27 protein-coding genes are annotated in these 26,699 nt (G+C 68.2%); 11 read left to right on the plus strand and 16 right to left on the minus strand.

Features of this window, described 5'->3' with window-relative positions; translation table 11 throughout:
* Nucleotides 1-11: 11 nt before the first annotated feature.
* From ABD116_RS03325 to ABD116_RS03345, 5 genes are all read right to left on the minus strand, one after another.
* Nucleotides 12-989, minus strand: a complete 978-nt coding sequence (locus ABD116_RS03325; protein ID WP_343964644.1) for an amino acid ABC transporter permease — start codon at nt 987-989, stop codon at nt 12-14.
* Between the two features lies 1 nt (nt 990).
* Nucleotides 991-1,899: an ABC transporter substrate-binding protein gene (locus tag ABD116_RS03330; RefSeq protein WP_343964646.1), complete on the minus strand. Its 909-nt coding sequence runs from the start codon at nt 1,897-1,899 to the stop codon at nt 991-993.
* A gap of 189 nt (nt 1,900-2,088) precedes the next feature.
* Nucleotides 2,089-2,841 carry an amino acid ABC transporter ATP-binding protein gene (locus tag ABD116_RS03335; RefSeq protein WP_343964648.1) on the minus strand — a complete coding sequence of 251 codons (753 nt, stop codon included), beginning with the start codon at nt 2,839-2,841 and terminating at the stop codon, nt 2,089-2,091.
* A complete protein-coding gene (locus ABD116_RS03340; protein ID WP_343964650.1) occupies nt 2,841-3,668 on the minus strand; it encodes an amino acid ABC transporter permease in 828 nt (275 codons plus the stop codon). The genes ABD116_RS03335 and ABD116_RS03340 overlap by 1 nt, the downstream gene beginning before the upstream one ends.
* A complete protein-coding gene (locus ABD116_RS03345) occupies nt 3,665-4,510 on the minus strand; it encodes an ABC transporter substrate-binding protein (protein ID WP_343964652.1) in 846 nt (281 codons plus the stop codon). The genes ABD116_RS03340 and ABD116_RS03345 overlap by 4 nt, the downstream gene beginning before the upstream one ends.
* Nucleotides 4,511-4,772: 262 nt before the next feature.
* On the opposite strand from ABD116_RS03345, the gene ABD116_RS03350 reads away from it, so the two are divergent.
* Nucleotides 4,773-5,972 (plus strand): NAD(P)-dependent malic enzyme, encoded by a 1,200-nt coding sequence (locus tag ABD116_RS03350; protein ID WP_343964654.1) that lies wholly within the window; start codon nt 4,773-4,775, stop codon nt 5,970-5,972.
* Nucleotides 5,973-6,024: 52 nt separating this feature from the next.
* Here ABD116_RS03350 and ABD116_RS03355 read toward each other — a convergent pair whose 3' ends face one another.
* Entirely contained in the window at nt 6,025-6,801 is a 777-nt protein-coding gene (locus ABD116_RS03355) for an SAM-dependent methyltransferase (protein ID WP_343964656.1), read from the minus strand.
* Between the two features lie 55 nt (nt 6,802-6,856).
* Between ABD116_RS03355 and ABD116_RS03360 the strand changes: the two genes are divergently transcribed.
* The 5 genes from ABD116_RS03360 (at nt 6,857) to ABD116_RS03380 (ending at nt 11,116) form a co-directional block, all read left to right on the plus strand.
* Nucleotides 6,857-7,825, plus strand: coding sequence for a zinc-binding dehydrogenase (locus tag ABD116_RS03360; protein WP_343964658.1), 969 nt, complete (start codon nt 6,857-6,859; stop codon nt 7,823-7,825).
* Nucleotides 7,826-8,335, plus strand: a complete 510-nt coding sequence (locus ABD116_RS03365) for a GNAT family N-acetyltransferase (RefSeq protein WP_343964660.1) — start codon at nt 7,826-7,828, stop codon at nt 8,333-8,335.
* A gap of 75 nt (nt 8,336-8,410) precedes the next feature.
* Nucleotides 8,411-9,286, plus strand: a complete 876-nt coding sequence (locus ABD116_RS03370) for an AurF N-oxygenase family protein (protein WP_343964662.1) — start codon at nt 8,411-8,413, stop codon at nt 9,284-9,286.
* Nucleotides 9,286-10,680, plus strand: coding sequence for an FAD-dependent oxidoreductase (locus tag ABD116_RS03375; protein ID WP_425552046.1), 1,395 nt, complete (start codon nt 9,286-9,288; stop codon nt 10,678-10,680). Before ABD116_RS03370 ends, ABD116_RS03375 begins: the two co-directional genes overlap by 1 nt.
* Before the next feature lie 136 nt (nt 10,681-10,816).
* Nucleotides 10,817-11,116, plus strand: a complete 300-nt coding sequence (locus ABD116_RS03380; RefSeq protein WP_328327303.1) for a WhiB family transcriptional regulator — start codon at nt 10,817-10,819, stop codon at nt 11,114-11,116.
* On the opposite strand, the gene ABD116_RS03385 is transcribed toward ABD116_RS03380, so the two are convergent.
* Nucleotides 11,113-12,345, minus strand: coding sequence for a sodium:proton exchanger (locus tag ABD116_RS03385; RefSeq protein WP_343964667.1), 1,233 nt, complete (start codon nt 12,343-12,345; stop codon nt 11,113-11,115). The genes ABD116_RS03380 and ABD116_RS03385 overlap by 4 nt on opposite strands.
* 115 nt (nt 12,346-12,460) lie before the next feature.
* Between ABD116_RS03385 and ABD116_RS03390 the strand changes: the two genes are divergently transcribed.
* Nucleotides 12,461-12,814, plus strand: coding sequence for an ArsR/SmtB family transcription factor (locus ABD116_RS03390; RefSeq protein WP_328327299.1), 354 nt, complete (start codon nt 12,461-12,463; stop codon nt 12,812-12,814).
* 173 nt (nt 12,815-12,987) lie between these two features.
* Nucleotides 12,988-13,683 (plus strand): hypothetical protein, encoded by a 696-nt coding sequence (locus tag ABD116_RS03395; protein ID WP_343964669.1) that lies wholly within the window; start codon nt 12,988-12,990, stop codon nt 13,681-13,683.
* Here the strand turns inward: ABD116_RS03395 and ABD116_RS03400 are convergent.
* The 4 genes from ABD116_RS03400 to ABD116_RS03415 form a co-directional block, all read right to left on the minus strand.
* Nucleotides 13,655-14,392, minus strand: a complete 738-nt coding sequence (locus ABD116_RS03400; protein WP_343964671.1) for an AAA family ATPase — start codon at nt 14,390-14,392, stop codon at nt 13,655-13,657. The two genes, ABD116_RS03395 and ABD116_RS03400, sit on opposite strands and share 29 nt — an antisense overlap.
* Before the next feature lie 27 nt (nt 14,393-14,419).
* Entirely contained in the window at nt 14,420-14,596 is a 177-nt protein-coding gene (locus tag ABD116_RS03405) for a DUF6104 family protein (protein ID WP_343964673.1), read from the minus strand.
* Nucleotide 14,597: 1 nt separating this feature from the next.
* Nucleotides 14,598-18,449 carry a multifunctional oxoglutarate decarboxylase/oxoglutarate dehydrogenase thiamine pyrophosphate-binding subunit/dihydrolipoyllysine-residue succinyltransferase subunit gene (locus ABD116_RS03410; RefSeq protein WP_343964675.1) on the minus strand — a complete coding sequence of 1,284 codons (3,852 nt, stop codon included), beginning with the start codon at nt 18,447-18,449 and terminating at the stop codon, nt 14,598-14,600.
* A 405-nt stretch (nt 18,450-18,854) separates the two neighbouring features.
* Nucleotides 18,855-19,259 (minus strand): DUF3052 domain-containing protein, encoded by a 405-nt coding sequence (locus tag ABD116_RS03415; RefSeq protein ID WP_343964676.1) that lies wholly within the window; start codon nt 19,257-19,259, stop codon nt 18,855-18,857.
* Nucleotides 19,260-19,343: 84 nt separating this feature from the next.
* Between ABD116_RS03415 and ABD116_RS03420 the strand changes: the two genes are divergently transcribed.
* The 3 genes from ABD116_RS03420 (at nt 19,344) to ABD116_RS03430 (ending at nt 22,444) form a co-directional block, all read left to right on the plus strand.
* Nucleotides 19,344-20,015: a FadR/GntR family transcriptional regulator gene (locus ABD116_RS03420; RefSeq protein WP_343964677.1), complete on the plus strand. Its 672-nt coding sequence runs from the start codon at nt 19,344-19,346 to the stop codon at nt 20,013-20,015.
* 235 nt (nt 20,016-20,250) lie between these two features.
* Nucleotides 20,251-20,664, plus strand: coding sequence for a VOC family protein (locus ABD116_RS03425; protein WP_343964678.1), 414 nt, complete (start codon nt 20,251-20,253; stop codon nt 20,662-20,664).
* Between the two features lie 199 nt (nt 20,665-20,863).
* On the plus strand, nt 20,864-22,444 hold the full coding sequence (locus tag ABD116_RS03430; protein ID WP_343964680.1) for an ABC-F family ATP-binding cassette domain-containing protein: 1,581 nt from the start codon (nt 20,864-20,866) through the stop codon (nt 22,442-22,444).
* 3 nt (nt 22,445-22,447) lie between these two features.
* Here the strand turns inward: ABD116_RS03430 and ABD116_RS03435 are convergent, their stop codons facing one another.
* The 5 genes from ABD116_RS03435 to ABD116_RS03455 all read right to left on the minus strand — a co-directional run bounded on the left by ABD116_RS03435 (nt 22,448) and on the right by ABD116_RS03455 (nt 26,576).
* Nucleotides 22,448-22,861 carry a GNAT family N-acetyltransferase gene (locus ABD116_RS03435; RefSeq protein ID WP_343964682.1) on the minus strand — a complete coding sequence of 138 codons (414 nt, stop codon included), beginning with the start codon at nt 22,859-22,861 and terminating at the stop codon, nt 22,448-22,450.
* Nucleotides 22,862-22,891: 30 nt separating this feature from the next.
* Nucleotides 22,892-23,368, minus strand: coding sequence for a hypothetical protein (locus tag ABD116_RS03440; protein ID WP_343964684.1), 477 nt, complete (start codon nt 23,366-23,368; stop codon nt 22,892-22,894).
* 156 nt (nt 23,369-23,524) lie between these two features.
* Complete coding sequence (locus ABD116_RS03445; protein WP_343964686.1) at nt 23,525-24,490, minus strand: aldo/keto reductase; 966 nt, start codon at nt 24,488-24,490, stop codon at nt 23,525-23,527.
* Nucleotides 24,487-25,260 (minus strand): SDR family NAD(P)-dependent oxidoreductase, encoded by a 774-nt coding sequence (locus ABD116_RS03450; protein ID WP_343964688.1) that lies wholly within the window; start codon nt 25,258-25,260, stop codon nt 24,487-24,489. The genes ABD116_RS03445 and ABD116_RS03450 overlap by 4 nt, the downstream gene beginning before the upstream one ends.
* Complete coding sequence (locus ABD116_RS03455; RefSeq protein WP_343964690.1) at nt 25,257-26,576, minus strand: L-fuconate dehydratase; 1,320 nt, start codon at nt 26,574-26,576, stop codon at nt 25,257-25,259. The genes ABD116_RS03450 and ABD116_RS03455 overlap by 4 nt, the downstream gene beginning before the upstream one ends.
* Nucleotides 26,577-26,699 lie beyond the last annotated feature (123 nt).

The following is a 26,699-nucleotide window of genomic DNA, read 5'->3' on the forward strand; positions in this document are numbered from 1 at the left end:
TGGTCCGATCATCAGGCGCCTCCTGCCCCGGCCGGCCGGGCGGCTCGCGGGGCCTTGGTCCCGAAGCCCTTGCCGAAGTGCCGCTCGAGGAAGTACTGCCCGACCATCAGCACGCTGGTGGCGGCCAGGTAGTACAGCGTCGCGGCGACGGCGACCGGGAATGTCTTGTAGTAAACGCTTCCGATCGACTGCAGCTGGTAGAACAGCTCGGTCGTCACCGGTACCGCGATCAGCAGTGAAGTGTCCTTGAGCATCGCGATCGTCTCGTTGCCGGTCGGCGGCACGATCACCCGCATCGCCTGCGGCAGCACGACCCGGCGCATCGCCTTGCCCCGGTTCATCCCGAGCGCCTCGGCGGCCTCGAGCTGGCCCTTGTCGACGCTCATGATGCCGGCCCGGGCGATCTCGGCCATGTACGCCGCCTCGGACAAGCCGAGTCCCAGCACACCGGCCACGATGCCGGTGAAGACCTGGTTGGCGTCCAGGGTCAGGAACCGCCAGTCACCCGACATCCCCAGCCACTCGATGATCTTCCAGTCGAACGGGAAGCCGAACGACAGCCCGTCCTTGAACAGGATGCCGAGCGTGGCCATCGTGAACAGCAGGATGTACCGCGGCACGCTGCGGAAGAACCAGGTGAACAGCCAGGCCACGCCCGACAGGATCGGGTTGTCCGACAGCCGCATCACGGCCAGCAGTACACCGCCGCCGACCCCGAGCACCATGCTCAGCACGGTGACCAGCAAGGTGCCCTTGACCAGGCCCTCGAGCACCGGCGACTGGTTCATCGCCTGGAAGACGAACTTCCAGTCGAACTCCTTGTTGGTCAGCACCAGGTGCGCGAACATCGCGAACAGCACCGCGAGGACGGCGATGGCCACCCAGCGGCCCGGGTGCCGGACCGGGACGGCGTCGATCGCGCCCGGCCGGTCAGCCGCCGTGGTGGCGGGCTGGTCGACCGGACCCGGGTCGTCGGTACCTGACGTCATCTCAGGGGTTCACGGCGAAGTCGGTGATCGCGCCCGACTCGTTGCCCCAGGTGCTCAGCGCAGCCTTGTAGGAGCCGTCGGCATCGACCGCCTTGAGGGCCTTGGCGAGCGCGTCGGCGAAGGCGGTCTCGGCCTTCGGTACGACGTACCCGTAGGGCGCGGCGTCGTAGATGTCGCCGAGCGCCTCGATCTTGCCCTGCGACTGCTTGGCGGCGTAGAGGACGACGGGGGAGTCGGCGAGCATCGCGTCGGCCTTGCCGGTGGCGACATCGGCCGTGGCGGCGTCCTGCTTCTCGCGGATGATCAGCTTGATCTCCGGCTTGCCGGCCTTCTTGCAGGCCGCCTGCTTGACCGGGAGGTCGTCCTCCAGCTGGGTGGTGCCCTTCTGGACGGCGATCGTCTTGCCGCAGGCGTCGGCCGGGTCGACCTTCTTCGGGTTGCCCGCCGCGGTGGCCCACTGGGTGCCGGCGTTGAAGTAGCTGACCATGTTGACCTGGGCCTTGCGCTTGTCGTTGATGGTGAACGACGAGATGCCCATGTCGTACTTGCCGCTCTGCACACCGGTGATGATGGTGTCGAAGCCGGCCGGCTGCCAGTCGACGGTGACGCCGAACTTCTTCGCGACGGCGTTGAACACGTCGACGTCCATCCCGGCGACGGTCTTGCCGCCCTGCAGGAACTCGTTCGGCGGGTAGGTCGCGTCCGTGCCGACGGTGATCTTGCCGGCCGACTTGATCTTGGCCGGCAACGCCGCTGCCAGTTCCGGGTCCACGGAGCCGCCGGCGGTCGGCTGGCTCGACGACGAGGTGCTCGTCGACGGGGAACTACCCGACAGGCTGTCCGAACCGCATCCACTCGCGGACAGCACCACGACCCCACACACGGCAAGGGTCATACGCAGAACTGACATCTCAAGGCCCTCCAAGGCTGCTTTTTCCGCATCTTGGCACAGCCCCCGACCAGTTGCGCACTGACAAACACCGATTGGAGACCGGATCGTAGTCATCGTCACACTCGGTACTGGGTCCGTACGCCGCGGCCGCCACGGACTGTCGGCGGCCGCGCACGGACGGTGACTTCATGTTGCGTATGGCAACGATCAGGTCGGCTCGACGTGGGTCGGGTCGAGCACCCGGCGCAGGAAGGTGCGGGTGCGCTCCTGCTGCGGGTTGCCGATCACCTCGGCGGGCGGGCCCTGTTCGACGATCACGCCGCCGTCCATGAAGACCACCCGGTCGGCGACCTCGCGGGCGAAGGCCATCTCATGGGTGACGACGAGCATCGTCATGCCGTCCAGGGCGAGCTTGCGCATCACCGTCAGGACGTCGCCGACCAGCTCTGGGTCGAGCGCCGAGGTGGGCTCGTCGAAGAGCATCAGGGCCGGGTCCATCGACAGCGCCCGGGCGATCGCGACCCGCTGCTGCTGACCGCCCGACAGCTGCATCGGGTAGGCGTTCACTTTGTCGTTGAGGCCGACCCGATCGAGGTTGGCCCGCGCGATCTCCCCGGCGGCCGACGCGTTGCGTCGCAGTACCGTCGTCTGCGCCACGGTGCAGTTGGCCAGTACGGACAGGTGCGGGAACAGGTTGAACTGCTGGAACACCATCCCGATCCGGGCCCGGGCTGCGTCCAGGTGGCAGTCGGGGTCGGTGATGTCCTCGCCGCTGACGAGCACCTTGCCCTTCTCCGGTACTTCGAGCAGGTTGACGCACCGCAGCAGCGTCGACTTGCCAGAGCCGGACGGGCCGATGACGCAGACCACCTCGCCCTCCTCGACGGCGAAGTCGATGCCGCGGAGTACGTGGTTGCTGCCGAAGGACTTGTGCAGATCGTGGATTTCTACCAGTGCCATCAGCGCGCCCTCGCAGCCTTTGCCTCGAGCCGGCGGACGAGGATGCCCAGCGGCAGGGTGATGATCAGGTAGCAGATGCCGGCCACGATGAGCGGCGTCAGGTTCGACTCACTGTTGGCCAGCTCGCGACCGAACCCGGTCAGCTCGTTGGCCGACGTCGAGACGCCGATGATGAAGACCAGCGACGAGTCCTTGACCAGCAGGATCAGGTCATTGGCCAGCGCCGGCAGCACGATCCGGAACGCCTGCGGCAGGACGATCTTGCGCAACGCCAGCCCGGGCGGCATCCCGAGCGACCGGGCCGCCTCGATCTGCCCCTTCGGCACCGCCTGGATACCGGCCCGGATCACCTCGGCCATGTAGGCGGCCGCGACGATGCCGAGCGCGAGCCAGACCACGCCGTACGGATCGAAGGGAATCGTCATCCCCTCGAACGCGAGCGGCAGCAGGCTGAACGCGATGAAGACCACGATGGCCGGCAGCCCACGGAAGAACTCGATGTACGCCGTCGCCAGCCACCGGTACGGACCGACCGAACTGAGTCGCATCAGGGCCAGGATCGTGCCGCCGGCCAGGCCGATCACGAACGCTCCGGCGGTGTACTCGAGCGTCTTCAGCAGCGCCTCGGGCAGCCCCTCGGTGAAGGCCGCCTTGATCAGCGCCGGCCGGAAGAAGACATCGCCGATCTGCTTCCAGTCGGCCGAGAAGATCGCGACCACGACCAGCGCGGCCAGTACCGCGTACTGCGCCAGCCGCCAGCGCTGCGACCGCTGCCGGGGACTCAGCCCCCGCCGGGGTACGGCGGGGGCGTGTTCGGGCGCGCTCACTTCTTCGGCTCGGTCTTGAACCACTTCTTGTAGATCTCGGTGTAGCTGCCGTCGGATTTGGCCTTCTTCAGCAGCTCGTTGAACTTCTCCACCAGCTTGGTGCCGGACGGGTCGTCCTTCTTGGCGGCGAAGCCGTACTTCTCACCGGTGTCGAACTCCGCGACCACGGCGGTGTCGGGGTTCTCCGAGACGAACGGGTAGAGCACGCCGTTGTCGTTGATCGCGGCGTCCACCCGGCCGGACTTGACGTTGTTGGTCTGCAGCGTCAGGTCGGCGAAGACCAGCACCTCGTAGCCGTTGGCGGCCTTGTACTTGTCCGCGTAGTCCTTGCCGGTGGTGTCGGCCTGGGCGCCGATCTTCTTGCCCTTCAGGTCGGCCAGCGACTTGTACGGCGAGTCCTTCTTCACCAGCAGGACCTGGGTCGCGTCCATGTAGGGGTCGGTGATGGCGAGCGCCTTCTGCCGGTCCTCGCGGATCGTCATCGCGCCCATCCCCATGTCGCACTTCTTCGCGGCGAAGGCGGCCCCGGAGGTGATCTGCGACCACTCGATGTTGACCACCTCCTGCTCCACGCCGAGGTCCTTGGCGACCAGGTCGAGCAGGTCGTAGTCGAAGCCGACCACCTTGGTGCCGTCCTTGAACTCGAACGGCTTGTACGGCAGGTGTGTGCAGACGGTCAGCTTGCCGGACTTGACCAGCGTGATGCCGGCCGCCTTCGCCTTGTCGTCGCTGCCGCCGCCGCTACCGGAGTCGTCGCCACCGCAGGCGACCAGGGAGAGGGCGAGAACGGCCGCCGAGGCGGCTGCCACCGTACGGCGGCTGGTACGCAGAATCTGGTTCATCGCGAGTGCTCCTCGTGCCGGTTGTGGAAGGTTCGCATCCTGGCACAGCAGGCAGTCACGTGACCGCTGCTTTCGGTGGACGAGACTCGATCGTCATCCGCGGTACTGCAGTGTGTGAACCCTCACAGATAGGACCAGTGTGTCCTGTGGTTTACTCGTAGCGACGGGTGACCCCCTGGCAACGGCGCCGTTCGACGCACCCTCATCGAACGCTCGCTCCTGCATTTCTTCTGCCTGCTTTCCGAAGTGAAGGGTCCCTTTCATGGTCGCCGAAGTGGTTCCGTCCACCCCGCAAGCCGATCCCTACGCCGGTGATCCGGTCTTCGAGCTGCACCTCGGTGGCAAGATCGAGGTGACGTCCTCGGTCCACGTCACGAACGCCGACGAGCTGTCCCGCGCCTACACGCCCGGCGTCGCCCGGGTCTGCACCGCGATCGCCGAGGACCCGGCGCTGGTCCGCAAGTACACCTGGAAGTCCAACGTGGTCGCGGTCGTCACCGACGGCACCGCGGTGCTCGGACTCGGTGACATCGGCCCGGCCGCGTCGCTGCCGGTGATGGAGGGCAAGGCCCTGCTGTTCAAGGAGTTCGGCGGAGTCGACTCGGTGCCGATCGCCCTGGACTGCACGGATGTGGACGAGTTCGTCGAGACTGTCGTCCGGCTGGCGCCGACCTTCGGTGGCATCAACCTCGAGGACATCTCCGCGCCGCGCTGCTTCGAGATCGAGCGCCGGCTGAAGGAACGGCTCGACATCCCGGTCTTCCACGACGACCAGCACGGTACTGCGGTCGTCGTACTGGCTGCCCTGCGCAATGCACTGCGCCTGACCGGCAAGTCCATCTCCGACATCCGCGTCGTCATCTCCGGCGCGGGTGCGGCCGGGGTGGCTTGCGCGCGGATCCTCTTGCAGGCGGGCGTCGGCGACCTGGCCGTCGTGGACAGCAAGGGCGTGCTGCACGAGGATCGCCCGGACCTCAACCCGGTCAAGCTTTCGCTGGCCCAGGACACCAACACGGGTGGACTTTCCGGCCGGCTGGTCGATGCGCTGGATGGCGCTGACGTCTTCCTCGGTGTGTCGGGCGGGACCGTGCCGGAGGAGGCCATCGCGCGGATGGCGCCTGGCGCGATGATCTTCGCGCTGGCCAACCCGAATCCCGAAGTACACCCGGACATCGCTCACCGGCACGCCGCGGTCGTCGCCACGGGTCGCTCGGACTTCCCGAATCAGATCAACAACGTCCTGGCCTTCCCGGGCATCTTCCGGGGCGCCTTCGACGTCAACGCCAGCCGGATCACCGAGGGCATGAAGCTGGCCGCCGCCGAGGCGTTGGCTGCGCTGATCCCGGAGGACGAGCTGCGGGCGGACTACATCATCCCGTCGCCGTTCGACGCGCGCGTCGCCCCGGCCGTAGCGGCAGCCGTCGCCGAGGCGGCCCGCCGCGACGGAGTAGCCCGCGACTGAGCAGGCCAGCGTCGAGCACTGCGGTGCTCGATGCTGCCCTGGCCCTCTCGTGCTAGACGGCGACGAGGGCCAGGTAAGCCATACCGAGGATGCTGCGGTAGCCGCCGAAGTACGCAGCGCGCTTCGCGGCGGCCCGGGCCAGTATGCCGTCGGCGTCCGGGTGCCCGGTGCCGTGCTCGGCCAGCCAGCGGGTGTACCGGGCGTTGGATCCGGACTCGAACTCGTCCCACTCGTCGAGGTTGGCCTCGTGCACCTGAATCGGCTGGAAGCCGTGCGCGACGGCGAGCTCGATCAGTTCGCCCATCCCGACGAATTCGTCCGGCCGGCCGGCGAGCGGCGCGATGGCCTCGGGCGTCGGAGTACGCGACCAGATGCCCTCGCCGTACAGGACCCTGCCGCCCGGAGCGACCAGCTTCCGCAGGGCGCGCAACGCGCTCACGTAGTCGAGCGGCTGCCTCGCCTCGACCGGCGGGCCCCAGATCTGGCTCGCGCCGATGCAGATCACCGCGTCGGCCGATCCGTCGGGCTGCGCCTTCGCATCGCCGTCCGTGAACGTCACCCGGTCGGCCAGACCGCGGTCCCTGGCCAGCTTCCGGCCGTGCTCGATCGCCGGCTGGTCGAGGTCGATGCCGATTCCACGAGCTGTCGGCGAGGCTTCGACCACCCGCAGGAGCAGCTCTCCCCAGCCGCAGCCGAGATCGAGAACTCTTTGCTCCTTGTGCCGCTGTGGGCTGGTGGCCAGGAACTCTGTCAGCCGTCCGGCCCGCGCCTGCGACAACGGCGTCATGAAGGTCAGGTCTTCGGACGGGTGGTTCATCACGATGCTCATCCGGCGAACCTTGCACCAGCCCCGATGCGGTGCTCAACCCAATAAGGTGGACGACATGCTTGCTGCTTACGCTGCCAGGTTCGACGCGGACGACCCGATCTCTGCGCTGGAGGTGGGGGAGCGGCCCGAGCCGGTCGCGGCTGACGGGTGGGTCACGGTCGACGTCAAGGCGACGGCGCTCAATCACCATGACCTGTGGTCGTTGAAGGGTGTCGGGCTGGCGGAGAAGAATCTGCCGATGATCCTTGGCTGCGACGCGGCGGGGATCGACCCGGACGGCAACGAAGTGGTGGTGCACGCGGTCATCTCGGATCCCTCGTGGAAGGGCGACGAGACGCTCGATCCCAAGCGGTCGCTGCTGAGCGAAGTGCACCAGGGGACGCTGGCCCAGAAGATCGCGGTGCCGGCCGCCAACGTCGTACCGAAGCCTGCTGGGTTGAGTTTCGAGGAGGCCGCGTGCCTGCCGACGGCCTGGCTCACGGCGTACCGGATGTTGTTCACGCAGTCGCCGCTCAAGCCGGGGGACACGGTACTTGTCCAGGGCGCGGGTGGTGGGGTCGCGTCGTCGCTGATCACGCTCGCACGGGCTGCCGGGCTGCGCGTCTGGGCGACCAGCCGGGATGAAGGCAAGCGGGCGAAGGCGGTCGAGATCGGGGCGCATGAGGCCTTCGAGTCGGGTGCGCGGTTGCCGGAGCGGGTCGATGCGGTGATGGAGACCGTGGGGCAGGCGACCTGGTCGCACTCGCTGAAGTCGCTCAAGCAGGGCGGCACGGTGGTGATCTCCGGCGCGACCAGCGGGCAGGCGCCGAAGTCGGCCGAGCTCAACCGGATCTTCTTCCTGCAGCTGCGGGTGCAGGGCTCGACGATGGGGACGCGGGCCGAGCTGGCCGAGCTCGTGCAGTTCATGGCCAATGCGGGCATCCGGCCGCACATCGACAGCACCTACGCGCTCGCCGACGCCCGCGAGGGCTTCACGAAACTGAATGCGGGTGACGTCTTCGGCAAGATCGTCTTCACTGTCTGAATGGAGATCGAGATCCGCCGCGCCGTCGTCGCGGACGCGGAAGCCGCTGCCTGGTGCCATCTGACCTGCTGGCAGGAGGCGTACGCCGGGCTTGTCGACGCGGACCGGTTGACCGAGAAGACGAGCGATCTGGAGCTGCGGGTCGAGCGGTGGACGGAGCGGCTGTCGCAGGGGGTGCAGCGGTGGGTCGCGGTCAATCCTGATCCGGCGGCCGCGGTACGGGACCGGGTGATCGGGTTCTCGTCGCCGGGGCCGACGCGGGACGAGGATGCGCCGACGGCGTTGGAGCTGTACGCGATCTACGTGCGTGAGAAGTGGTGGGGGAGCGGGCTCGGGTACCGGCTGCTGGACGTTGCCATCGGCAAGGAGGCGGCGAGCCTCTGGGTGCTGGCGGGCAACGAGCGGGCGAAGGCGTTCTACCGGCGGCACGGGTTCGTCGAGGACGGCACCCAGGTGGACGAGCCGTTCTTCGGCGTCCCGGAACTCAGGATGGTTCGTCCCAGCCAGTGACCGCCAGGGTTGCCCCGCTTTGATACACGATCTATGTTACATAGAGAATGTTGTATCTCGGCCGGGAGGTTCTCCATGCACGGCACGGATCAGACTGCACGGCGGTTGCTCGACTCCTCGGCGCGGTTGTCGCGGGATCCGGCGACGGAGATCGACTGGGAGGCGCCGCTCGGTGACGGCTACGGGCTGAGTCCGGAGTGGAGCACGCTCTACGGCACGGCGTACTGGGATGAGCTGACCGAAGCGCAGCGCGTCGAGCTGACCCGGCATGAGGCGGCGTCGGTCGCCTCGACGGGGATCTGGTTCGAGATGATTCTGCAGCAGCTGATCCTTCGCGACGTCTACTCGGTGAATCCGGCCAGTGCGGAGTTCCAGTGGGCGCTGACCGAGATCGCCGACGAGTGCCGGCACTCGATCATGTTCGCGCGGGCGTCGGGGCGGCTGGTCGACGCGGAGTACCGGCCGGGGACGAAGGCGCGGGAGCTCGGGCGGATGTTCAAGACGGTGGCGACCGGCGAGACGGCGTACGCGGCGATCCTGGTCGCGGAGGAAGTGCTCGACGTGATGCAGCGGGACTGGATGCGGGACCGCCGGGTCGAGCCTTTGGTACGGACGGTGAACCACATCCATGTCGTCGAGGAGTCGCGGCACATGGTGTTCGCTCGGGACGAGACGCGCCAGCGGCTGGCCGGATCCGGTGCGGCCCGGCGGTGGGTGAGTGCGCTGGTGATCGCGATCGCGGCCGACATGATCGTGAGCAGCATGGTGACCCGGGCTGTCTACGCGAACGCCGGTCTCGATCCGGAGCGGGCGCTGCGGGAGGCTCGGGCGAATGAGCATCACCGGTCGTTGCTGCGGTCGAGTTGCGCCAACCTGATGGACTTCCTGGGCGAGGTCGGGTTGCTGACGCCGGCGGCGACGCGGGTTTACCGGCGTACGGGGTTGCGCTGATGGCCTACGTCATCACGGGCGAATGCTGCTCGGACGCGAGCTGTGTGGCGGTGTGCCCGATGAACAGCATTCATCCGTTGGGTGGCATGGATGGGCTGTTCGTCGATCCGCGGACCTGTATCGACTGTGGGGCTTGTGCGGATGCGTGTCCGGTCGGCGCGGCCAAGCCGGCCGAGCAGGCGACGCCGGTCGAGGTAGAGCTCAACCGCTCGTACTTCGAATCGACGCCGGCTCTCGACGCACTCGACCTGAACACCTGGGAGGCGCCCACCTTCTCGCCGTGGACTTCGGGGCCGCGGCGGGTTGCGGTGGTGGGGGCGGGGCCGGCGGGGATGTACGCGACTCGGGAGCTGCTGTTGCGTAGTACCGCCGAGGTGACTGTTTATGACCGGCTGCCCGTGGTCGGCGGGCTGGCGCGCTATGGCGTCGCCCCCGACCATCCGATGACCAAACAGATCATCTCGACCTTCAGCCGCATCCTCGACCACCCCCGAGTCACCTGGCGCCCCGGCGTCGAGGCAGACGCGGTGGAGTTGGAGAGCCGGTACGACGCCGTGATCCACGCGGTCGGCTCCTACACCAGCCGCCGCCTCGGCATCCGCGGCGAAGACTCCGCCGGCAGCTGCCCCGCCTCCTCGGTAGTTGCCTGGTACAACGGCCGCCCAGGCTTCGCCGACCTGCCGGTCTCTCTGCGCGGCCCCCGAGCAGTGATCGTCGGCAACGGCAATGTGGCCCTGGACCTGGCCCGCCTACTGGTCAGCGACGCCGACCGCCTGGCTGACCTCGACCTACCGCCCGCAGTCCGCACGGCCCTCGCAACCAGCGGCATCACCGAGGTGGTAATCCTCGCCCGCCGAGGCCCCGAAGCCGCCGCCTACTCCGACTCGGCCCTCCGCGACCTGCTGGACCTCGAAGGCGTCGATGTGTCCCGAGCGACAGGACATAGTGACTCAACCAGCCCGTCGCCGCGCTCAGAAACCCCGCCGGCAATCGCCGACCAGCCACTATGTCCTGTCGCTCGGGACACATCTCCCGAGCTGGGCGTGCCGCCGCTGCCTGGGCGACGGATCGTGCTGCGCTTCAACACCACGCCGACCGCGTGGGATCCGGGTGCCGGGCTCAGCACCAGCCGTGGCGTCATCTCGGCGGGCAACCTGTTCACGGCGGTCGGGTTCGTCGGCCAGCCGGTGGCTGGGTTGCCGTTTGATGAGGTGCGTGGGGTGGTGCCGAATGAGCGAGGGGCTGTGGTTGGGCGGCCGGGGCATTTTGTGACGGGGTGGATCAAGCGGGGGGCGCAGGGCGGGATCGGAGCGAACAAGGCTTGTGCTGAGGAGACCGTGCGGAGTTTGCTCACGGGGGCGGCGAATCGGGGGTTGGCGGCGGCTGCGGTGTGACATTGTCCGGTCGTGACGTTTCATGGCTGAAACATTGCCGTCGCACCGGGGCAACGAGGCTGGCGCACGCTGGTCGTACCGCGGGAAACCCCCCGGATCGATCCGCCCGATCGATGAGCTTTGAGCAGGAGTGCCCATGAGGCCGACCTTGACGGTGATCGCCGACCCCGCCGACCGCTGGATGATGCGTGCGGCATGCATCGGCCAGGCGCCGGCGTACGACGAGACCGCGAGCGCCTGGGAGCAGCGCAAGGCACAGGCGATCTGTATGACCGCCTGCCCGGTGATCGAGGAGTGCCGTGAGTGGGCCCGCCGGACCAAGTTCACCGGTACCGCCGCCGGCGAGAAGTTCCTCTCCGGCCGCCGCCGTGGCCGCCCCGGCCCGCAGGAGCGCCGCCGCCCGACCCCGATGGTCGAGGAGCAGCAGGCCAGCTAAACCCCCGCCAACTCCGACTCCTGTTCCGCCGTGACCTTCGAGGTGCGGCGGAACGGTGATGTCAGGGTCTGTACGACGTACTGGCGGTTGTAGCTGAGTGCCCAGATCGCCAGCGCCAGGTAGATGCCCGAGAGCACATAGCGCCCGGTCTGCCCTGGTACTGCGAACTGCACCGCGAACAACCCCAGCAGCGTCCAAGCAGCCCAGCGCGGGAAGCGCAGGCTCAGCAGGACCGCCAGGCCGAGCACCGTCTGGGTAGCGGTCAGCAGGAACTCCTCGACCTGGCGACCGTCCAGCGGAAGAGCAGCAGGGCCGCCACCGATGCCGTAGGCGATCGGGAGGCTGCCGATGAGCAGCGTCCACTGGTTCACCTTCGCGGAGATCAGCAGGCCGAGTGCGGCCGCTCCCTTGCCGCGCCAGGCGAACAGGATCGCCACGATGAACTCCGGCGCCTCAGACGCCAGCGGGGCCAGCCACTGGACGAGCAGGAACTGGTCGATGCCCAGTGCCTGCCCGCCCTCGACCAGCGAGTCAGCAAACGGCTCTGCGGACAGCAGGATGATCCCGGCGGCCGCCACGAACATCGCGACGACAGTGATCCGTCGCTGCACCTTGGCGAGCGCACCGATCCGGGCAGCCGGTCCGATGAGGTCCGGCTCGTGGCCGCTGTCGGCCGTAGCCGCGCGCCAGAGGTAGTACGCGAAGAAGGCCAGCAGGGCGATGCCCAGGAGCAAGTGGATCTGCCCGGTGATCGGGATGATGAAGGCCACGATGCTAGCGACGGCCAGGAAGCCCAGCTCGCGGCGGTAGCCCGTCTCGAGCACCAGGGCCTTGATGGTGCGGCCGCTGCGCTTGCTGGCGACGTACAGGCTGATCAGTACGACGCTGGACCAGCCGAGGCCGAGCAGTAGCCGGTTGGAGCCGGTCATGTTGGCGGCGGCGTAGGCGACGTACTCCGGTTGGCTGCCGGCGGTGTGGGCGAAGTACAGGTCGACCGCGTACTCCGGAAGTACGGCGATGACCGCGAGCAGCGCGATCGCGAGGCCGCCGGAGATGTCGACCTCGGCCGCCTCGGCCGCCCAGGCCAGCACGAACGACGCCGCGACCACTCCGAGCCCGAAGACAACGATGGCCAACGGAGCTGCCGGATGGACGCCGCTGAGCCGCAGCGCGATCGCCGGAACAGCCGCGAGAAGCAGCATCAGGACGGGGCGGAGTGCTCTGATCACGATGTCCAGCCTGCCATCGTTTTGATACTTTCGCAATTGCGCAAGTATGAGACCGTACTCACGCTCGGCCTGCCGAGTACCAGGGGACCTCCGGAAAGGTCACAATGACTCCGCGATGAGCACACCCCCTGAACCCACCCGAGCCCAGCTCGACGCCGCCGCCAGCACGTTCGCGATGCTCTCGGCGCCGGTCCGGCTGCACCTGGTGTCCCTGGCGGCCCAGGGCGAGTACGACGTCGGCACGCTGGCCGACCGCGTCGGCGTCAGCATCGCCACCGCCAGCCAGCACCTCGGCAAGCTCCGCCTGGCCGGCATCATCACCGCCCGCCGCGAGGGCCGCCGGCACATCTACACCGTCGACGACCCGCACGTCCTCAACATGGTCGACCAGATCTTCGAGCACATCGCCCCTGATGGCTCCCTGGCCCCCGACCCGCCGCTGCGCCGCCGTCCGCCGCATACGGACTAGGGCCGTACTGCGTCTGAGGGCAACTGGCACCGGGCTTCGAGGGCAGGGTGTGGTGGTCGCTGGGTCAGGGTTGGGCCGAACCCATGCCTTGGGCACCTAAGTTCGTGGGTGGCCGAGCCGGTTCGTGAGGAGCCGGCCGAATCGCGGGGGCCGGCCGACCCAGGGGAGGACTCATGAAGAAGGCACGGCTGGCCGGGATCGCGGTCGCGGTGGGGCTGATCGGAGTGGGGAGTGTCGCGTACGCGGCCATTCCGGACGATGACGGCGTGATCCACGGCTGCTACAACAAGGGCGGACTGCTGCAGGACAAGGGCGCGCTGCGAGTCGTCGAGAAGGGCGAGAGGTGCCGCTCGACCGAACTGCCGACGACCTGGAGCCAGACCGGGCCGCAAGGTCCGGTGGGACCTGTCGGACCGGTAGGGGCGACAGGCGCCAAGGGCGACACCGGCGCAACCGGTGCCGAGGGACCTGTCGGGCCCACAGGGCCGCAGGGTGCGCAAGGGGAGCAAGGCGCTCCTGGCTTCAGCGACGCCTACATGGCCGGTGGAAACGTCGACCTGCACAACCACACCGAGACGCCGGTCGCTTCGATCCAGCTGCCGGCCGGCTCGTACGCGCTCTTCGGTAAGGCGGAGCTGCAGAACCTCGACGGCGACAACCAGAACGGCTACTGCAAACTCAGCACCGGCGACGTAACTCCCGTGCGCCTCGGCTGGAGCATCACCTCCCCACGCATCCCCGTCAGCGTGCAGGACCTGCTGGTCCTCGACGCTCCCGGCACCGCCACCCTCTACTGCTCCACCTACAACGGCCGAGCCCGCTACGGCCGAATCACGGCGCTCAAGGTCGGTCAGGCTCATTACCAATGACGTGGCGTAGGTAGCGTTCGGGGGCTTCGAGGTAGGCGCGCCAGTTCTGGACCAGGAGGAGGTCGGGCCAGGTTGTCTCGCGGAGGCCCCAGTCGCCGACCTCCAGGATTGTGGCGCCGGGGAGGGAGCAGACGACGGGGGAGTGGGTGGCGCAGATGACCTGGCCGCCGCCTTTGGCCAGCTCGTCCAGGACGCCGACCAGGGCGAGGCTGGAGGAGAACGAGAGGGCGGATTCCGGTTCGTCCAGGCAGTACAGGCCCGGGCTGTCGAAGCGGCTCTGGAGTACTTCGAGGAAGCCTTCGCCGTGGCTCAACTCGTGGAACTTCGGGTCCCGTCCGCCCGGGTTCTGCTCCAGGTACGTGTAGTACCCGTGCATGGTCTCAGCCCGGAGAAAGAAGCCCCAGCGCGCTGAGCCTGCGCCGCGGGTCAGCTGGATGTCTCGCGAGAGCGACGACTCCGAAGCACGAGTCGTCAGCCTGGCACCGGTCGACCCGCCCTCAGGCGACATACCGAACGCAATAGCGATCGCCTCCACCAGAGTCGACTTGCCCGCCCCGTTCTCCCCGACCAGGAAGGTGACGCCGGGGCCGAGGTCGAGGCCGTCGGTCAGGAGTTGGCGCACGGCCGGGATGGTGTGGGGCCAGGTGCGGGACACGCTGATGCCCTCCGCCGCGGCTACCCGGCGTACCGGATGACTGGCGAAGGGCATCTGCACAAACTAAACCCAGAGGGGTTCTCAGTCGTCTTCGTCGTCCAGGCGGGCGAGCCAGGTGGCGAAGCGTTCGATGGGGGTTTCGAAGTCGGGGTTCAGGTCGACGAACTCGCGGAGGCGTTCGGCGATCCAGGCCAGCGGGACTTCTTCTTCGCCCCGCCGGCCCTCGAGCTCCTCGATTCCTCTGTCGGTGAAGTACACGTCAGCTGAAGGCCTGCTTCATCAGCGTCGCCTGCTCGGCGACGTGCACGCCGTGCGAGCCGACCGACGTGGCGGACATGGCCGGCCGGGACACCCGGTAGAACGGCTTGCCGCCCAGGTGCTCGGTCAGGTTCAGCGCCATGAACGGCCAGGGACCCTGGTTCGCCGGCTCGTCCTGAACCCAGCGGATCTCCTGCAGGTTCGGGTACTTCGCCAGCTGGGCCTTGATCTCCTCGGCCGGCAGCGGGTACAGCTGCTCGATCCGCAGGACCGCCGTGCTGATCTTGTCCGGCTCGGCCTTCTTCCGCTCGGCCAGCAGGTCGTAGATGATCCGGCCCGAGGACAGGATGACCCGCTCGACGGCCGCCGGGTTCTGCTCGGCCTCCGCGTCGCCCAGCACCGGGTGGAACGTACCGCTGGTCAGCTCCTCCGGCTGCGACACCGCTGCCTTCAACCGGAGCAGCTGCTTCGGCGTGAAGACGATCAGCGGGTTGTGCTCCTCCTGCAGCGTGTGCCGCCGCAGCAGGTGGAAGTACGACGCGGGTGTCGACGGCTGGGCCACGGTCATCGCGTTCTCGGCGCACAGCGCCATGAAGCGCTCGATCCGGGCCGACGAGTGGTCGGGGCCCTGGCCCTCGTAGCCGTGCGGCAGCAGCAGCACGACACCGGACTTCTGGCCCCACTTCGCCTCACCGGCCGAGATGTACTCGTCGATGATGGACTGGGCGCCGTTCACGAAGTCACCGAACTGCGCCTCCCACAGCACCAGCGCGTCCGGCCGGGCCACGGAGTAGCCGTACTCGAAGCCGAGCGCGGCGTACTCGCTGAGCAGCGAGTCGTAGACGTAGAAGTTGGCCTGCTGCTCGTCCAGGTTCTGCAGCGGGACGTAGTCCTGGCCGTTGACCCGGTCGATGACCGCGGCGAACCGCTGGACGAACGTGCCGCGGCGGCTGTCCTGACCGGCGAGCCGGACCGGGCGACCGGCCAGCAGCAGCGAACCGAAGGCGGTGATCTCCGCGGAGGCCCAGTCGACCGGGCCCTGGGTGATCGCGGCGGCCCGGCGCTGCAGCTGCGGCATCACCTTCGGGTGCGCGGTGAAGCCCTCCGGCAGCGTGGTGTACGCGTCGGCGATCTTCTTCAGCACCTCGGGCGTGGTCGCGGTCGCGTCCGGACCCTCCGGCTTGTCCGGGTAGACCGGGACGGTGACGTACGGCGCCGGCGTGTCCGGCTGGCTCTTCGCCTCCCGTACTTCGGTGAACACCCGCTCGAGCCGCTGCTGGAAGTCGCGCATCGCCTGCTCGGCCTCTTCGACCGTGATGTCGCCACGGCCGATCAGGGCCTCGGTGTACAGCTTGCGGACCGACCGCTTCTGCTCGATCAGGTCGTACATCAGCGGCTGCGTGAACGACGGGTCGTCGCCCTCGTTGTGACCGCGACGGCGGTAGCAGACCAGGTCGATGACGACGTCCTTGTTGAACGCCTGGCGGTACTCGAAGGCCAGATCGGCGACCCGGATGCAGGCCTCGGGGTCGTCGCCGTTCACGTGGAAGATCGGCGCCTGGACCATCCGGGCCACGTCGGTGCAGTACATCGACGAGCGCGACGAGGCCGGCGAGGTGGTGAAACCGACCTGGTTGTTGACGATCACGTGGATCGTGCCACCGGTCCGGTACCCCCGCAGCTGCGACAGGTTGAGCGTCTCGGCGACGACGCCCTGACCGGCGAACGCCGCGTCACCGTGGACCAGCACCGGCAGGACCGGGAAGGCGGCGCCCTGGTCGAGGATGTCCTGCTTCGCGCGGACGATGCCCTCGAGCACCGGGTCGACGGTCTCCAGGTGGGACGGGTTCGCCGCCACCGACACCTTGATCTTGTCGCCGAACTCGGAGACGAACTCGCCCTCGGCGCCCAGGTGGTACTTGACGTCACCGGAGCCCTGGACGGTCCGCGGGTCGATGTTGCCGTCGAACTCGCGGAAGATCTGCCCGTACGACTTGCCGACGATGTTGGCCAGCACGTTCAGCCGGCCGCGGTGCGCCATCCCGATGGTGACTTCGTCGAGGCCGGCCCCGGCAGCCTCCTCGCACAGCTCGTCGAGCAGCGGGATGGTGGTCTCGCCACCCTCCAGCGAGAACCGCTTCTGGCCGACGTACTTGGTCTGCAGGAAGGTCTCGAACGCCTCGGCCTCGTTCAGCTTGGCCAGGATCCGGAGCTGCTCCTCGCGCGGCGGCTTGGTGTGCGGCCGCTCGACCCGCTCCTGGATCCACTTGCGCTGCTCGGGGTCCTGGATGTGCATGTACTCGATACCGGTGGTCCGGCAGTACGAGTCGCGCAGGATGCCCAGGATGTCGCGCAGCTTCATGAACCGGCGGTCGCTCTGCTCGCCGAAGGAGCCGGTGGCGAACTCGCGGTCCAGGTCCCACAGCGTCAGGCCGTGGGTGGCGACGTCCAGGTCCGGGTGGCTGCGCTGCTTGTACTCCAGCGGGTCGGTGTCGGCCATGATGTGGCCGCGCACCCGGTACGCGTGGATCAGCTCGAGGATGCGGGCCTGCTTGCTGATGTCCTCCTCGTGGCTGTGCGGGAGGTCGGCGGCCCAGCGGATCGGCTCGTACGGGATCCGCAGCGACTGGAAGATCTCGTCGTAGAAGCCCTCGTCGCCGAGCAGCAGCCGGTGCAGCCGGCGCAGGAACTCACCCGACTGGGCGCCCTGGATGATCCGGTGGTCGTAGGTCGAGGTCAGCGTCATCACCTTGCTGACCGCGAGCTTGGCCATCGTCTCCTCGGCCGCGCCCTGGTACGCCGAGGGGTAGTCCATCGCGCCGACGCCGACGATGCAGCCCTGGCCGCTCATCAGCCGCGGCACCGAGTGCTGGGTGCCGATCGTGCCGGGGTTGGTCAGGCTGATCGTGGTGCCCTGGAAGTCGGGCAGCGCGAGCTTGTTGTCCCGGGCCCGCCGGACGACGTCCTCGTAGGCCATCCAGAACTGGGCGAACGTCATCGACTCGGCGGCCTTGATCGACGGCACCAGCAGTTGCCGGGTGCCGTCGGGCTTCGACATGTCGATGGCCAGGCCGAGGTTGATGTGCTCGGGCTGGACCAGGGTCGGCTTGCCGTCGGTCACGTCGTACGACGCGTTCATCTCCGGCAGCGTCTTGAGCGCCTTCACCAGCGCCCAGCCGACCAGGTGGGTGAACGAGATCTTGCCACCGCGCGCCCGGCGCAGGTGGTTGTTGATGACGATGCGGTTGTCGATCAGCAGCTTGACCGGCACCTCGCGAACACTGGTCGCGGTCGGGACCGTGAGGCTGGTCTCCATGTTCTGCGCGGTCCGGGCGGGCGCGCCGCGCAGGATCTTGCGCTCCGCGTCCGCGGCGGTCGCGGGTGCGGGCTTGGGTTGCGCGCTGGTCGGCTGGTTCACCGTGCCTCCGGTAGGGGTGCCGCCTCCGGCAGCAGCTGCCTTCTGTGGGGATGAAGCTGTCTGGGCCTGCGCCGCGGGCTGGGCCGGGGTCGCCGGGGCAGCCGGAGCCGGTGCGGCCGGCGCGGGGGCCTGCGCCGCGGCCTGGGCAGCCGGCTGGCTGGAGGCGGGGGCGGCAGCGGCCGTACCGCGGCTCGGTGCCTCCGGGGTCTTGTTGTCTGACACGGCGTCCGGACGGGGAGCGTCGACCGGGCTGGACGTCACCGGCTTCGCATCACCCGGGCTGTTCCCCTTGAAGCTGTCGGACTCGAAGTACTTGATCCAGGCCGGGTCCACCGACTTCGGATCGGAGAGGTAGCTCTCGTACATCTCGTCGGCCAGCCATTCGTTCGCGCCGAAGGCTGCAAAGGGGTCAGGTTCTGATGGCTCGGTGGCCACTGGGCAGTTCGCCTCTTCCGATCGGGTCAGAGTTATGACTAGGGAAGTTATGAGGGACTTCCCGAGCCAAGGCTAATAGCTGCCGCAACAGATCCGCAGCCCGGGATCACCGGACCAGTCGATCGAGTGGTTGGCGCCCGCGCAGTTGATCGATCGAGGGCTGAAACACTGCCGTGGCAGGTGTTCCAGCGATCGCCCCGCCGGGTCGCGGCGGCGGGAACTGGACTGACGGCGGATTGACTGCCGGACCCGTTGCAGGGGTGGGGTTCCGGCGGACGTTCCGGTCTACCGGCGATGGTCTGGGGAGCCTTGCTGGCCACAGTATGCAGCCGGGTGATCGCCGGTCGTGATGGACTTTCTTCCGTACATATGTGGCCAACGTCACTCAGCGGATCAGTCCAGTTCTCACCGATTGGCCAGCCGGCGGACCAGTTTGAGCCCCGACCAGGTGGCATCGATCGCACACACCTTCACATCCACCACCCCGAGCGGCAGGGCCAGCTCGCGGACGCCGTTCTCGTCCAGATCGGTCGGTACGCCGGAAGCGCGCTTCGGCCAGGCGACCCAGATCATCCCAGCCGTGCTGGTTCTCGGCAGGAGTACGGGAAGTCTGGCCGAGAGCCGGGCGCGATCCGGGCAGAAGGCAAGGATCACGTCGTACTCCGCCCTGCCGGGCCGGGTGAGTGTTCTCGTGCCGTCCGGCAGGCCGTCGATGGCGAAGCCGGGTGGGGCGTTGTCGAGCACCACGGTGTGCTCGGGCTTGATCCCGAGCTTCGTGGCAAGCGGCTTCCCGGAGTACCCGTCCGTCATAGCCCTGATCATCGGTGCTCGACTGCTGCGTGCCAACCGGCGGATTTGGCGCCTTGCGACCGCGCGTAGCGGCATACTGACCGAATGGCGTTGACGGATGAGGCGATCGTCAAGATCAAGGACATGATCACCTCGGGGGAGTTGAGGCCGGGCGACCGGCTGCCCAAGGAGGCGGACCTCGCGGCCCGGCTCGGGCTGTCCCGCAACTCCCTGCGGGAGGCCGTGAAAGCGCTCACCCTGGTCAACGTGCTCGACGTGCGGCACGGCGACGGGACCTATGTGACGTCGCTGGACTCGGCGCACCTGCTCGACGCGCTCAGCTTCATGGTCGATCTGCACCAGGACGACTCGGTCCTGCAGTTCTTCGAGGTACGCCGGTTGCTGGAGCCCGGCGTCGCCGCGCTGGCCGCCGTTCGCATCAGCCGCGAACAGCTGGCCGAACTGCGGTTGCTGACGAGTGACCTCACCGCCGACGCGGCCATCGACGACCTGGTCGCCAACGACCTGCGCTTCCATCGCGGAATCGCCGAGGCCAGCGGCAACGCCGTCGTCTGCTCGTTGCTGGACGGCATCTCCGGTGCCACCCAGCGGGCCCGCATCTGGCGCGGCGTCACCCAGGCCGGCGCCGTCGAACGCACCCTCGCCGAACACACCGCCATCCTCGACGCCATCGAAGCCAACGACACCGACGCCGCCCGAGCCTGGATGACAGCCCACATCTCCGGCGTGGAAACCTGGCTCCGCAAAGCCCGCTGATCAGGGATCTGGGGAGGGTTGTACCCCCGGATCGGGTCAATTTCCTCCCCGCTCTCCAGACAACCTGCGACGAGACCATCAACCGCTCGACCGGCGTGGCACCCAGCTCCTGTCGGCACCAGGTGACGAGCCAGGGATCTATGGGGGAACCAACCACAAGGGCGTGTCGAGAACGGGGAATCGGTTCCGACGTACCGCATGTCAGGCAACCACTCAGAGCAGAAGGACCACTCAGATGACCGAGAAGAACCCCACCGCCGATGTCCGCCCCGGAGCGTTCCTGCTGGAGTTGGTGATGGTGCCGGTCAGCGACCTCGACAAGTCGAAGGCGTTCTACGCCGACCAGCTCGGGTTCACTGTTGATGTCGACGTGGCGCCGGCCGAGGGGGTGCGGATCGTGCAGCTCACGCCGCCGGGGTCGTACGCCTCGATCACGCTCAGCACCGGGATCGCGCAGGCAGACATGCCGGTCGGGTCGTTGCGCGGTCTGCACCTCGTGGTCGCGGACATTGAAGCGGCCCGCGACGAGCTGATCGGCCGTGGCGTCGACGTCGCGCCGGTCGAGGACATGGGAGGCGTGTTCTACGCCTGGTTCGCCGACCCGGACGGCAACACGTGGACGCTCCAGCACATGCCTTGGCGCAAGTAGGTCCCGCAGTACCGGTCGATCTGTTGCTTGGAGCAACCGATCGGAAATGGAGTTGAAGCGCGGGCGGGGGAGCGCCTACGCTTGTCGGTGTCACATTGCCGGCGTCAGGGGTTCGGGTTGTCGAACTGAGATCTCTCTTCAGTAGCGGTTGATCGCCACCGATCGGTGGGCGGTCTCGTTCGAGATCTCGGAGCACCCCATGTCTTTCTCTTTGACCTGTACTGACCTCTCCTTCGCCTGGCCGGACGGCGGCGTGCTGTTCGACGGGCTGACCTTCGTGGCGGGACCCGTGCGGTCCGGGCTGGTCGGGCGCAACGGCGCCGGCAAGTCCACCCTGCTGCGGCTGATCGCCGGACGCCTCACGCCGCAACGCGGCGCGATCCGGGTCAGCGGCGAGCTCGGGTACCTGCCGCAGGACCTCACCCTCGACACCACGCTGCGCGTCGACCAGGCGCTCGGCATCGACGCGATCCGGGCCGCGATCACCGCGATCGAGGCCGGCGACGCGTCCGAGCAGAACTTCGCGATCGTCGGCGACGGCTGGGACGTGGAGGAGCGCGCCGACGCGATGCTCGGCAAGCTCGGGCTCGGCGCGATCACCCTCGACCGCAGCGTCGGCGAGCTGTCCGGCGGCGAGACGATCCTGCTCGGGCTGGCCGCCGAGTTGCTCAAGCGTCCCGACGTACTGCTGCTCGACGAGCCCACCAACAACCTCGACCTGCGCGCCCGCAAACACCTGTACGACGCGGTCGACGCCTTCCGTGGTGCGTTGCTGATCGTCAGCCACGACCGGGAGCTGCTCGATCGCGTCGACCAGATCGGGGATCTGCGCAAGGGCGAGCTGACCTGGTACGGCGGCAACCTCACGGCGTACGAGGAAGCTGTCGCGGCGGAGCAGGAGGCGGCCGAGCGGATGGTCCGCGCGGCCGAATCCGACCTGAAGAAGCAGAAGCGCGAGCTGGCCGAGGCGCGGATGAAGATGGACCGCCGGCGAGCGGCGGGTCAGCGTGCCTTCGAGCAGGGCGGCATCCCGAAGATCGTCGCGGGGAACCTGAAACGCAACGCGCAGGTGTCGGCGGCCAAGCACATCGGCATGCACAGCGATCGGCTCGACACGGCGGCCAGCGCGCTGGCGGAGGCGGAGGAGAAGGTCCACGACGACGACACGATCCGCGTCGACCTGCCGAAGACCACTGTGCCGGCCGGGCGGATCGTAGTACGGCTGGAAGATTATGTACTCCGTACCGGACTGCATGCCGACCTGGAGATCCGCGGCCCCGAACGCATCGCCCTCACCGGCCCGAACGGCGCAGGCAAGAGCACGCTCCTCCACGCCATCGCCGCCGACGACAAGCCGCTGGTCCCGTGGCGCCTTCTACCCCAGCGCCTGGACCTGCTCCAGGATTCCTTGTCCGTAGTGGAAAACCTGGCCCTGCTGGCTCCGAGCACGGAGAACCAATACCGCCGCTCGCGCCTGGCCCGCTTCCTCTTCCGCGGCCGGGCCGCCGACCAACCGGTCAGCACCCTCTCCGGCGGCGAACGCTTCCGGGCAACCCTCGCCGCGCTGCTACTCGCCGAGCCTCCACCCCAACTCCTGATGCTCGACGAGCCGACCAACAACCTCGACCTGGCCAGCGTCGCCCAGCTCCAAGACGCCCTGGCCTCCTACAACGGCGCCCTGGTCATCGCCAGCCACGACCTCCCTTTCCTCCGGGAGATCGGCATCACCCGCTGGCTCCACCTCGACCACAACGAACTGACCGAGATCGACCCGCTCTAGCTTTTACCGAGGCAGTTCGGCGACGCACAAAACCTGTTCGGCGCCGAACTCCTCGAACCGCTCCACCTCGGCAAACCCCAACTTCCCAAGCAGCCGCAGCGAAGCCGCGTTGGCCGACTGAGTGGTCGCGACAACCGTCTCGTCCGGTACGACGCCCGGCAGCCAACGCAACACAGCGCCAACCGCCTCCTGCGCATAGCCCTTGCCCCAGTGCTCCGGCAGCAGCAGGTAGCCGATGTCGAGCGCCCCGCCCATCGCTCCCGGCCACTCCTCATCCCGCCGCTTCAAGCTGTACGCCTCCACCGAGGACAACAACCCGAGCAGCCCGTCCCGATCGAGTTCCCGCGCCTCCCGAAGTACCAGCCGCTCCGTCCCCAACTCCCCAACCGGCCAGGTCTCCAGCACCAGCTCAGCCATTCCAACGACCACCGCGGGTTCGATGGCTGGTCATGCGAGCAGCTGCTCGAGGGCGGGTGGGAGGGGGAGGTTCAGGGAGGTGAGGAAGTCGGCGGTCTTGACCTCGACGTAGATCTCCGCATCGGGGAGGTCTTCGTCGTCTTCCTCGTCCTCGTCCTCGTCGAAGGTGTCTTTGTCTTCGGCCAGGTAGGGGAGGAGTTCGGCGCGTTTGGAGTCCGCGGTGGTCGGGTCCGCGGTCGGCGTGTGGTTGGTCCACCAGGTGGTGAGGGCGGCGGCTTCCTGGGCGGGGTTGGTGCGGGAGTCGTCCTCGGATTCGAAGTACATGCGTGGGGTATATCCCAGGTAGGCGACGCCGGTGCCCTCGTACTCCGGGCTGTACGTGACGATCGTGAAGTCGCTGTCGTGGATGTTGATCCGGAGCCAGGGGCCGGGCTCGTTGACCGGCTGGTCCGGATCGTGCTCGGTCCATTGGTCGCCGGCGTACAGGTACGTGCCGAAGAACCCCACGGTGCTTCCTCCCCAGGTCAAGTGCCTCAGGGGCGAAACGATAGCGAGTGGGCCGACCGCCAGCCCATCAAAGGCTCGGCGCGGCAGGCCGGCGCGCGCTCGAGTGGGGGCTGGGGCCCGACCGACCTCGACCTATTGATGGGCTGGGCGTCGCTCCTACCCCGGAGTCGGCGCATCCTCGCGCAGGAGGCCCCCCGACTTGAGGTCGGACCAGACCTCGGCCGGTACTTCGGTACGCGCAAGGGCCGCGTTTGCGTGGACCTCGTCGGCCGTGCGGCACCCGACGGCGATGCCGGCGACGGCCGGGTGGGCCAGCGGGAACTTGAGGGCGACGGCGGGGAGGGTGACCCCGTGGGACTCGCAGACGTCGGCGAGCTTGTTCGCCTTCTCGAGCAAGGCGGGTGGGGCCGGCGCGTAGTTGAAGGTGGCGTCGGGGGCGGGGCGCGGCTGGGACAGGAGGCCGGAGTTGAAGATGCCTACGGCAACGACCTGGACATCGTTCGCGAGGCAGGCGGGGAGGACGTCGTCGAGGCCGTCGGGGTCGAGCAGGGTGTAGCGGCCGGCGAGCATGATGACGTCGATGTCGACCGACTCGACGAAGCGGGTGAGCATCGCGGTCTGGTTCATGCCTGAGCCGATGGCGCCGATCACGCCCTGGTCGCGCAGTTCGATCAGCGTCGGGAACGCCGTCGCGACGGCCTCGTCGTAGTGGTCGTCGGGGTCGTGGACGAAGACGACATCGAGGCGGTCGACGTCGAGGCGGCGCAGCGAGTCCTCGATGCTCTGGAGGACGCCGTCGCGGGTGAAGTCCCAGCGGCGGCGTCGGTTGGAGACGACGGCGAAGCCTTCGTCGTCCGGTGCGGGGGTGTCGGCTTCGTAGATGATGCGGCCGACCTTCGAGGAGAGCACGTACTCCGAACGCGGCTTGCCCGCGAGCCCGGCGCCGAGGCGTTCCTCGGCCAGCCCGAGGCCGTAGTGCGGGGCGGTGTCGAAGTACCGCCAGCCCTCGTCCCAGGCAGCTTGGACGGTGGCGACCGCTTCGGCGTCGGCGACAGGGGAGAAGAGGCCGGCGAGAGGCGCGCCACCCAGCCCGATCCGGTTGTCGTCCGCAAAGAGCTTCATGACCGAGGAGCCGAGGTCGGGGCGGGAGCGGCCGGGAGGCGGAGGTTTTGCATGCCGCCGTCGACGGCGAGCGCAGTACCGGTGGTCGAGCCGGCCAAGGGACTGGCCAGGTAAGCAATGGCGGCAGCGACCTCCGAGGCCGTCACCAGGCGGCCCATCGGTTGCCGGGCTTCCAGGGCAGCACGCTCCGCGGCAGGATCGGTCGCCACATCCAGCAACCGCCCGACCCAAGGCGTATCCGCAGTACCAGGATTGACGCAGTTGACGCGGATCCCCTCGCGCACATGATCCGCTGCCATCGCCATCGTCAACGCCAGTACGGCGCCCTTGCTCGCGCTGTACAACGCGCGGTTGGGCAGCCCCGCCGTCGCCGCGATCGAGCACGTATTGACGATCGCCGCGGCCGACGACCGCCGCAGATATGGCAGTGTCGCGCGAGTGACCCGAGCGATCCCGACGACGTTCACGTCAAGCACCCGATGCCACTCGTCGTCGTCGTTGCCCGCGACCGTCCCCTGGGCGCCGATCCCGGCGTTGTTGATCAGGATGTCGATCCCGCCGAGCTGCAACGCGGCGGCCGACACCGCGTCCCGGACCGAGGCGTCGTCGCTCACATCGGCGGCGATCCCCCTCAGCGGCGCGGGCACGTCCGGCTTCAGGTCGAAGACGATCACCTCGGCGCCCCGGGCGGCAAGCAGCGAGGCCGCCGCCAGCCCGATCCCCGACGCTCCTCCGGTCACCACGGCCTTCAGGCCGGCGAAATCGGTCACTGATCGCTCTCCTTTGTCAGCTCGGTCCAGATCTTGCCAGCCGGATAGCGGTAGTCGTCCAGCGTCTTCGCGTCCATCTCGGCGCTGAACCCCGGCCGCAGCGGCGCGACGTAGTTCCCGTCCTTGATCACCACGGGCTCCAGGAAGTGTTCGTGCAGATGGTCGACGAACTCGATCACCCGGTTCTCGGTACTGCCGCTGACCGCGACCAGATCGAACATCGACAGGTGCTGCACCAGCTCACACAGTCCTACCCCACCCGCGTGCGGGCACACCGGTACGCCGAACTTCGCCGCCAGCAGCAAGATGGCAATGTTCTCGTTGACGCCGGCCACCCGGGCCGAGTCGATCTGGACGAACGACAGCGACTCCGCCTGCAGCAACTGCTTGAACACGACCCGGTTCTGCACGTGCTCGCCGGTCGCCACCCGGACCGGCGCGACGGCGCGGGCGATCGCGGCGTGCCCGAGGATGTCGTCCGGGCTGGTCGGCTCCTCGACCCACCACACGTCGAACGGCTTCAGCGCCTCGATCCAGCCGATCGCGTCGCCGACGTCCCAGCGCTGGTTCGCGTCGATCGCGATCCGGATGTCCGGGCCGACCGTCTCCCGGGCCAGCCGCATCCGGCGGATGTCGTCCTCGAGGTTCGCGCCGACCTTGAGCTTGATCTGGCTGAACCCCTCGGCGACGGCCTCGCGGCAGAGCCGGACCAGCTTGGCGTCGTCGTACCCGAGCCAGCCGGGCGTGGTCGTGTACGCCGGGTAGCCCTGCTCGCGCAGGAGCGCTTCCCGCTCGGCGCGGCCGGGCTGAGCGGCGTACAGGATCTCCAGCGCCTCGTCGCGGGTGAGTGCGTCGGTGAGGTAGCGGAAGTCGACCAGATCGACGATCTGCTCGGGGGAGAGATCCGACAACAGCTTCCACAGCGGTACGCCGGCCCGCTTCGCGGCCAGGTCCCAGACCGCGTTGACGACCGCGCCGATCGCCATGTGCATGACGCCCTTCTCGGGACCCAGCCAGCGCAGTTGTGAGTCGTGCACCAGCGACTTCCAGAATCCGCCGAGGTCGCTGAGCGTCGCGTCGACGTCGAGCCCGACGACGTGGTCGCGGAGCGCCTCGATCGCGGCGGTCTGGACGTCGTTGCCGCGGCCGATCGTGAAGGCGAAGCCGTGGCCTTCCAGCCCGTCGCCGGCGTCGGTGCGGATGATCAGGTACGCCGCGGAGTAGTCCGGGTCGGCGTTCATCGCGTCGGAGCCGTCCAGGTCCAGCGACGTGGGGAAGCGGACGTCGTACGTCTCGACCTCGGAGAAGCGCGGCATGCAGAGACCCGTTTCTGGCAGTGATCCGATCTGTCCCGTAGATCCTATAGGATATGTGGGTCAGAGTGCACTGGTTGACCCATTTAATTCACCTGCTCAAGAAAATGCAATGGATAGAGTCGC

The organism is Kribbella koreensis, from assembly GCF_039525325.1.
GTDB lineage: Bacteria > Actinomycetota > Actinomycetes > Propionibacteriales > Kribbellaceae > Kribbella > Kribbella koreensis.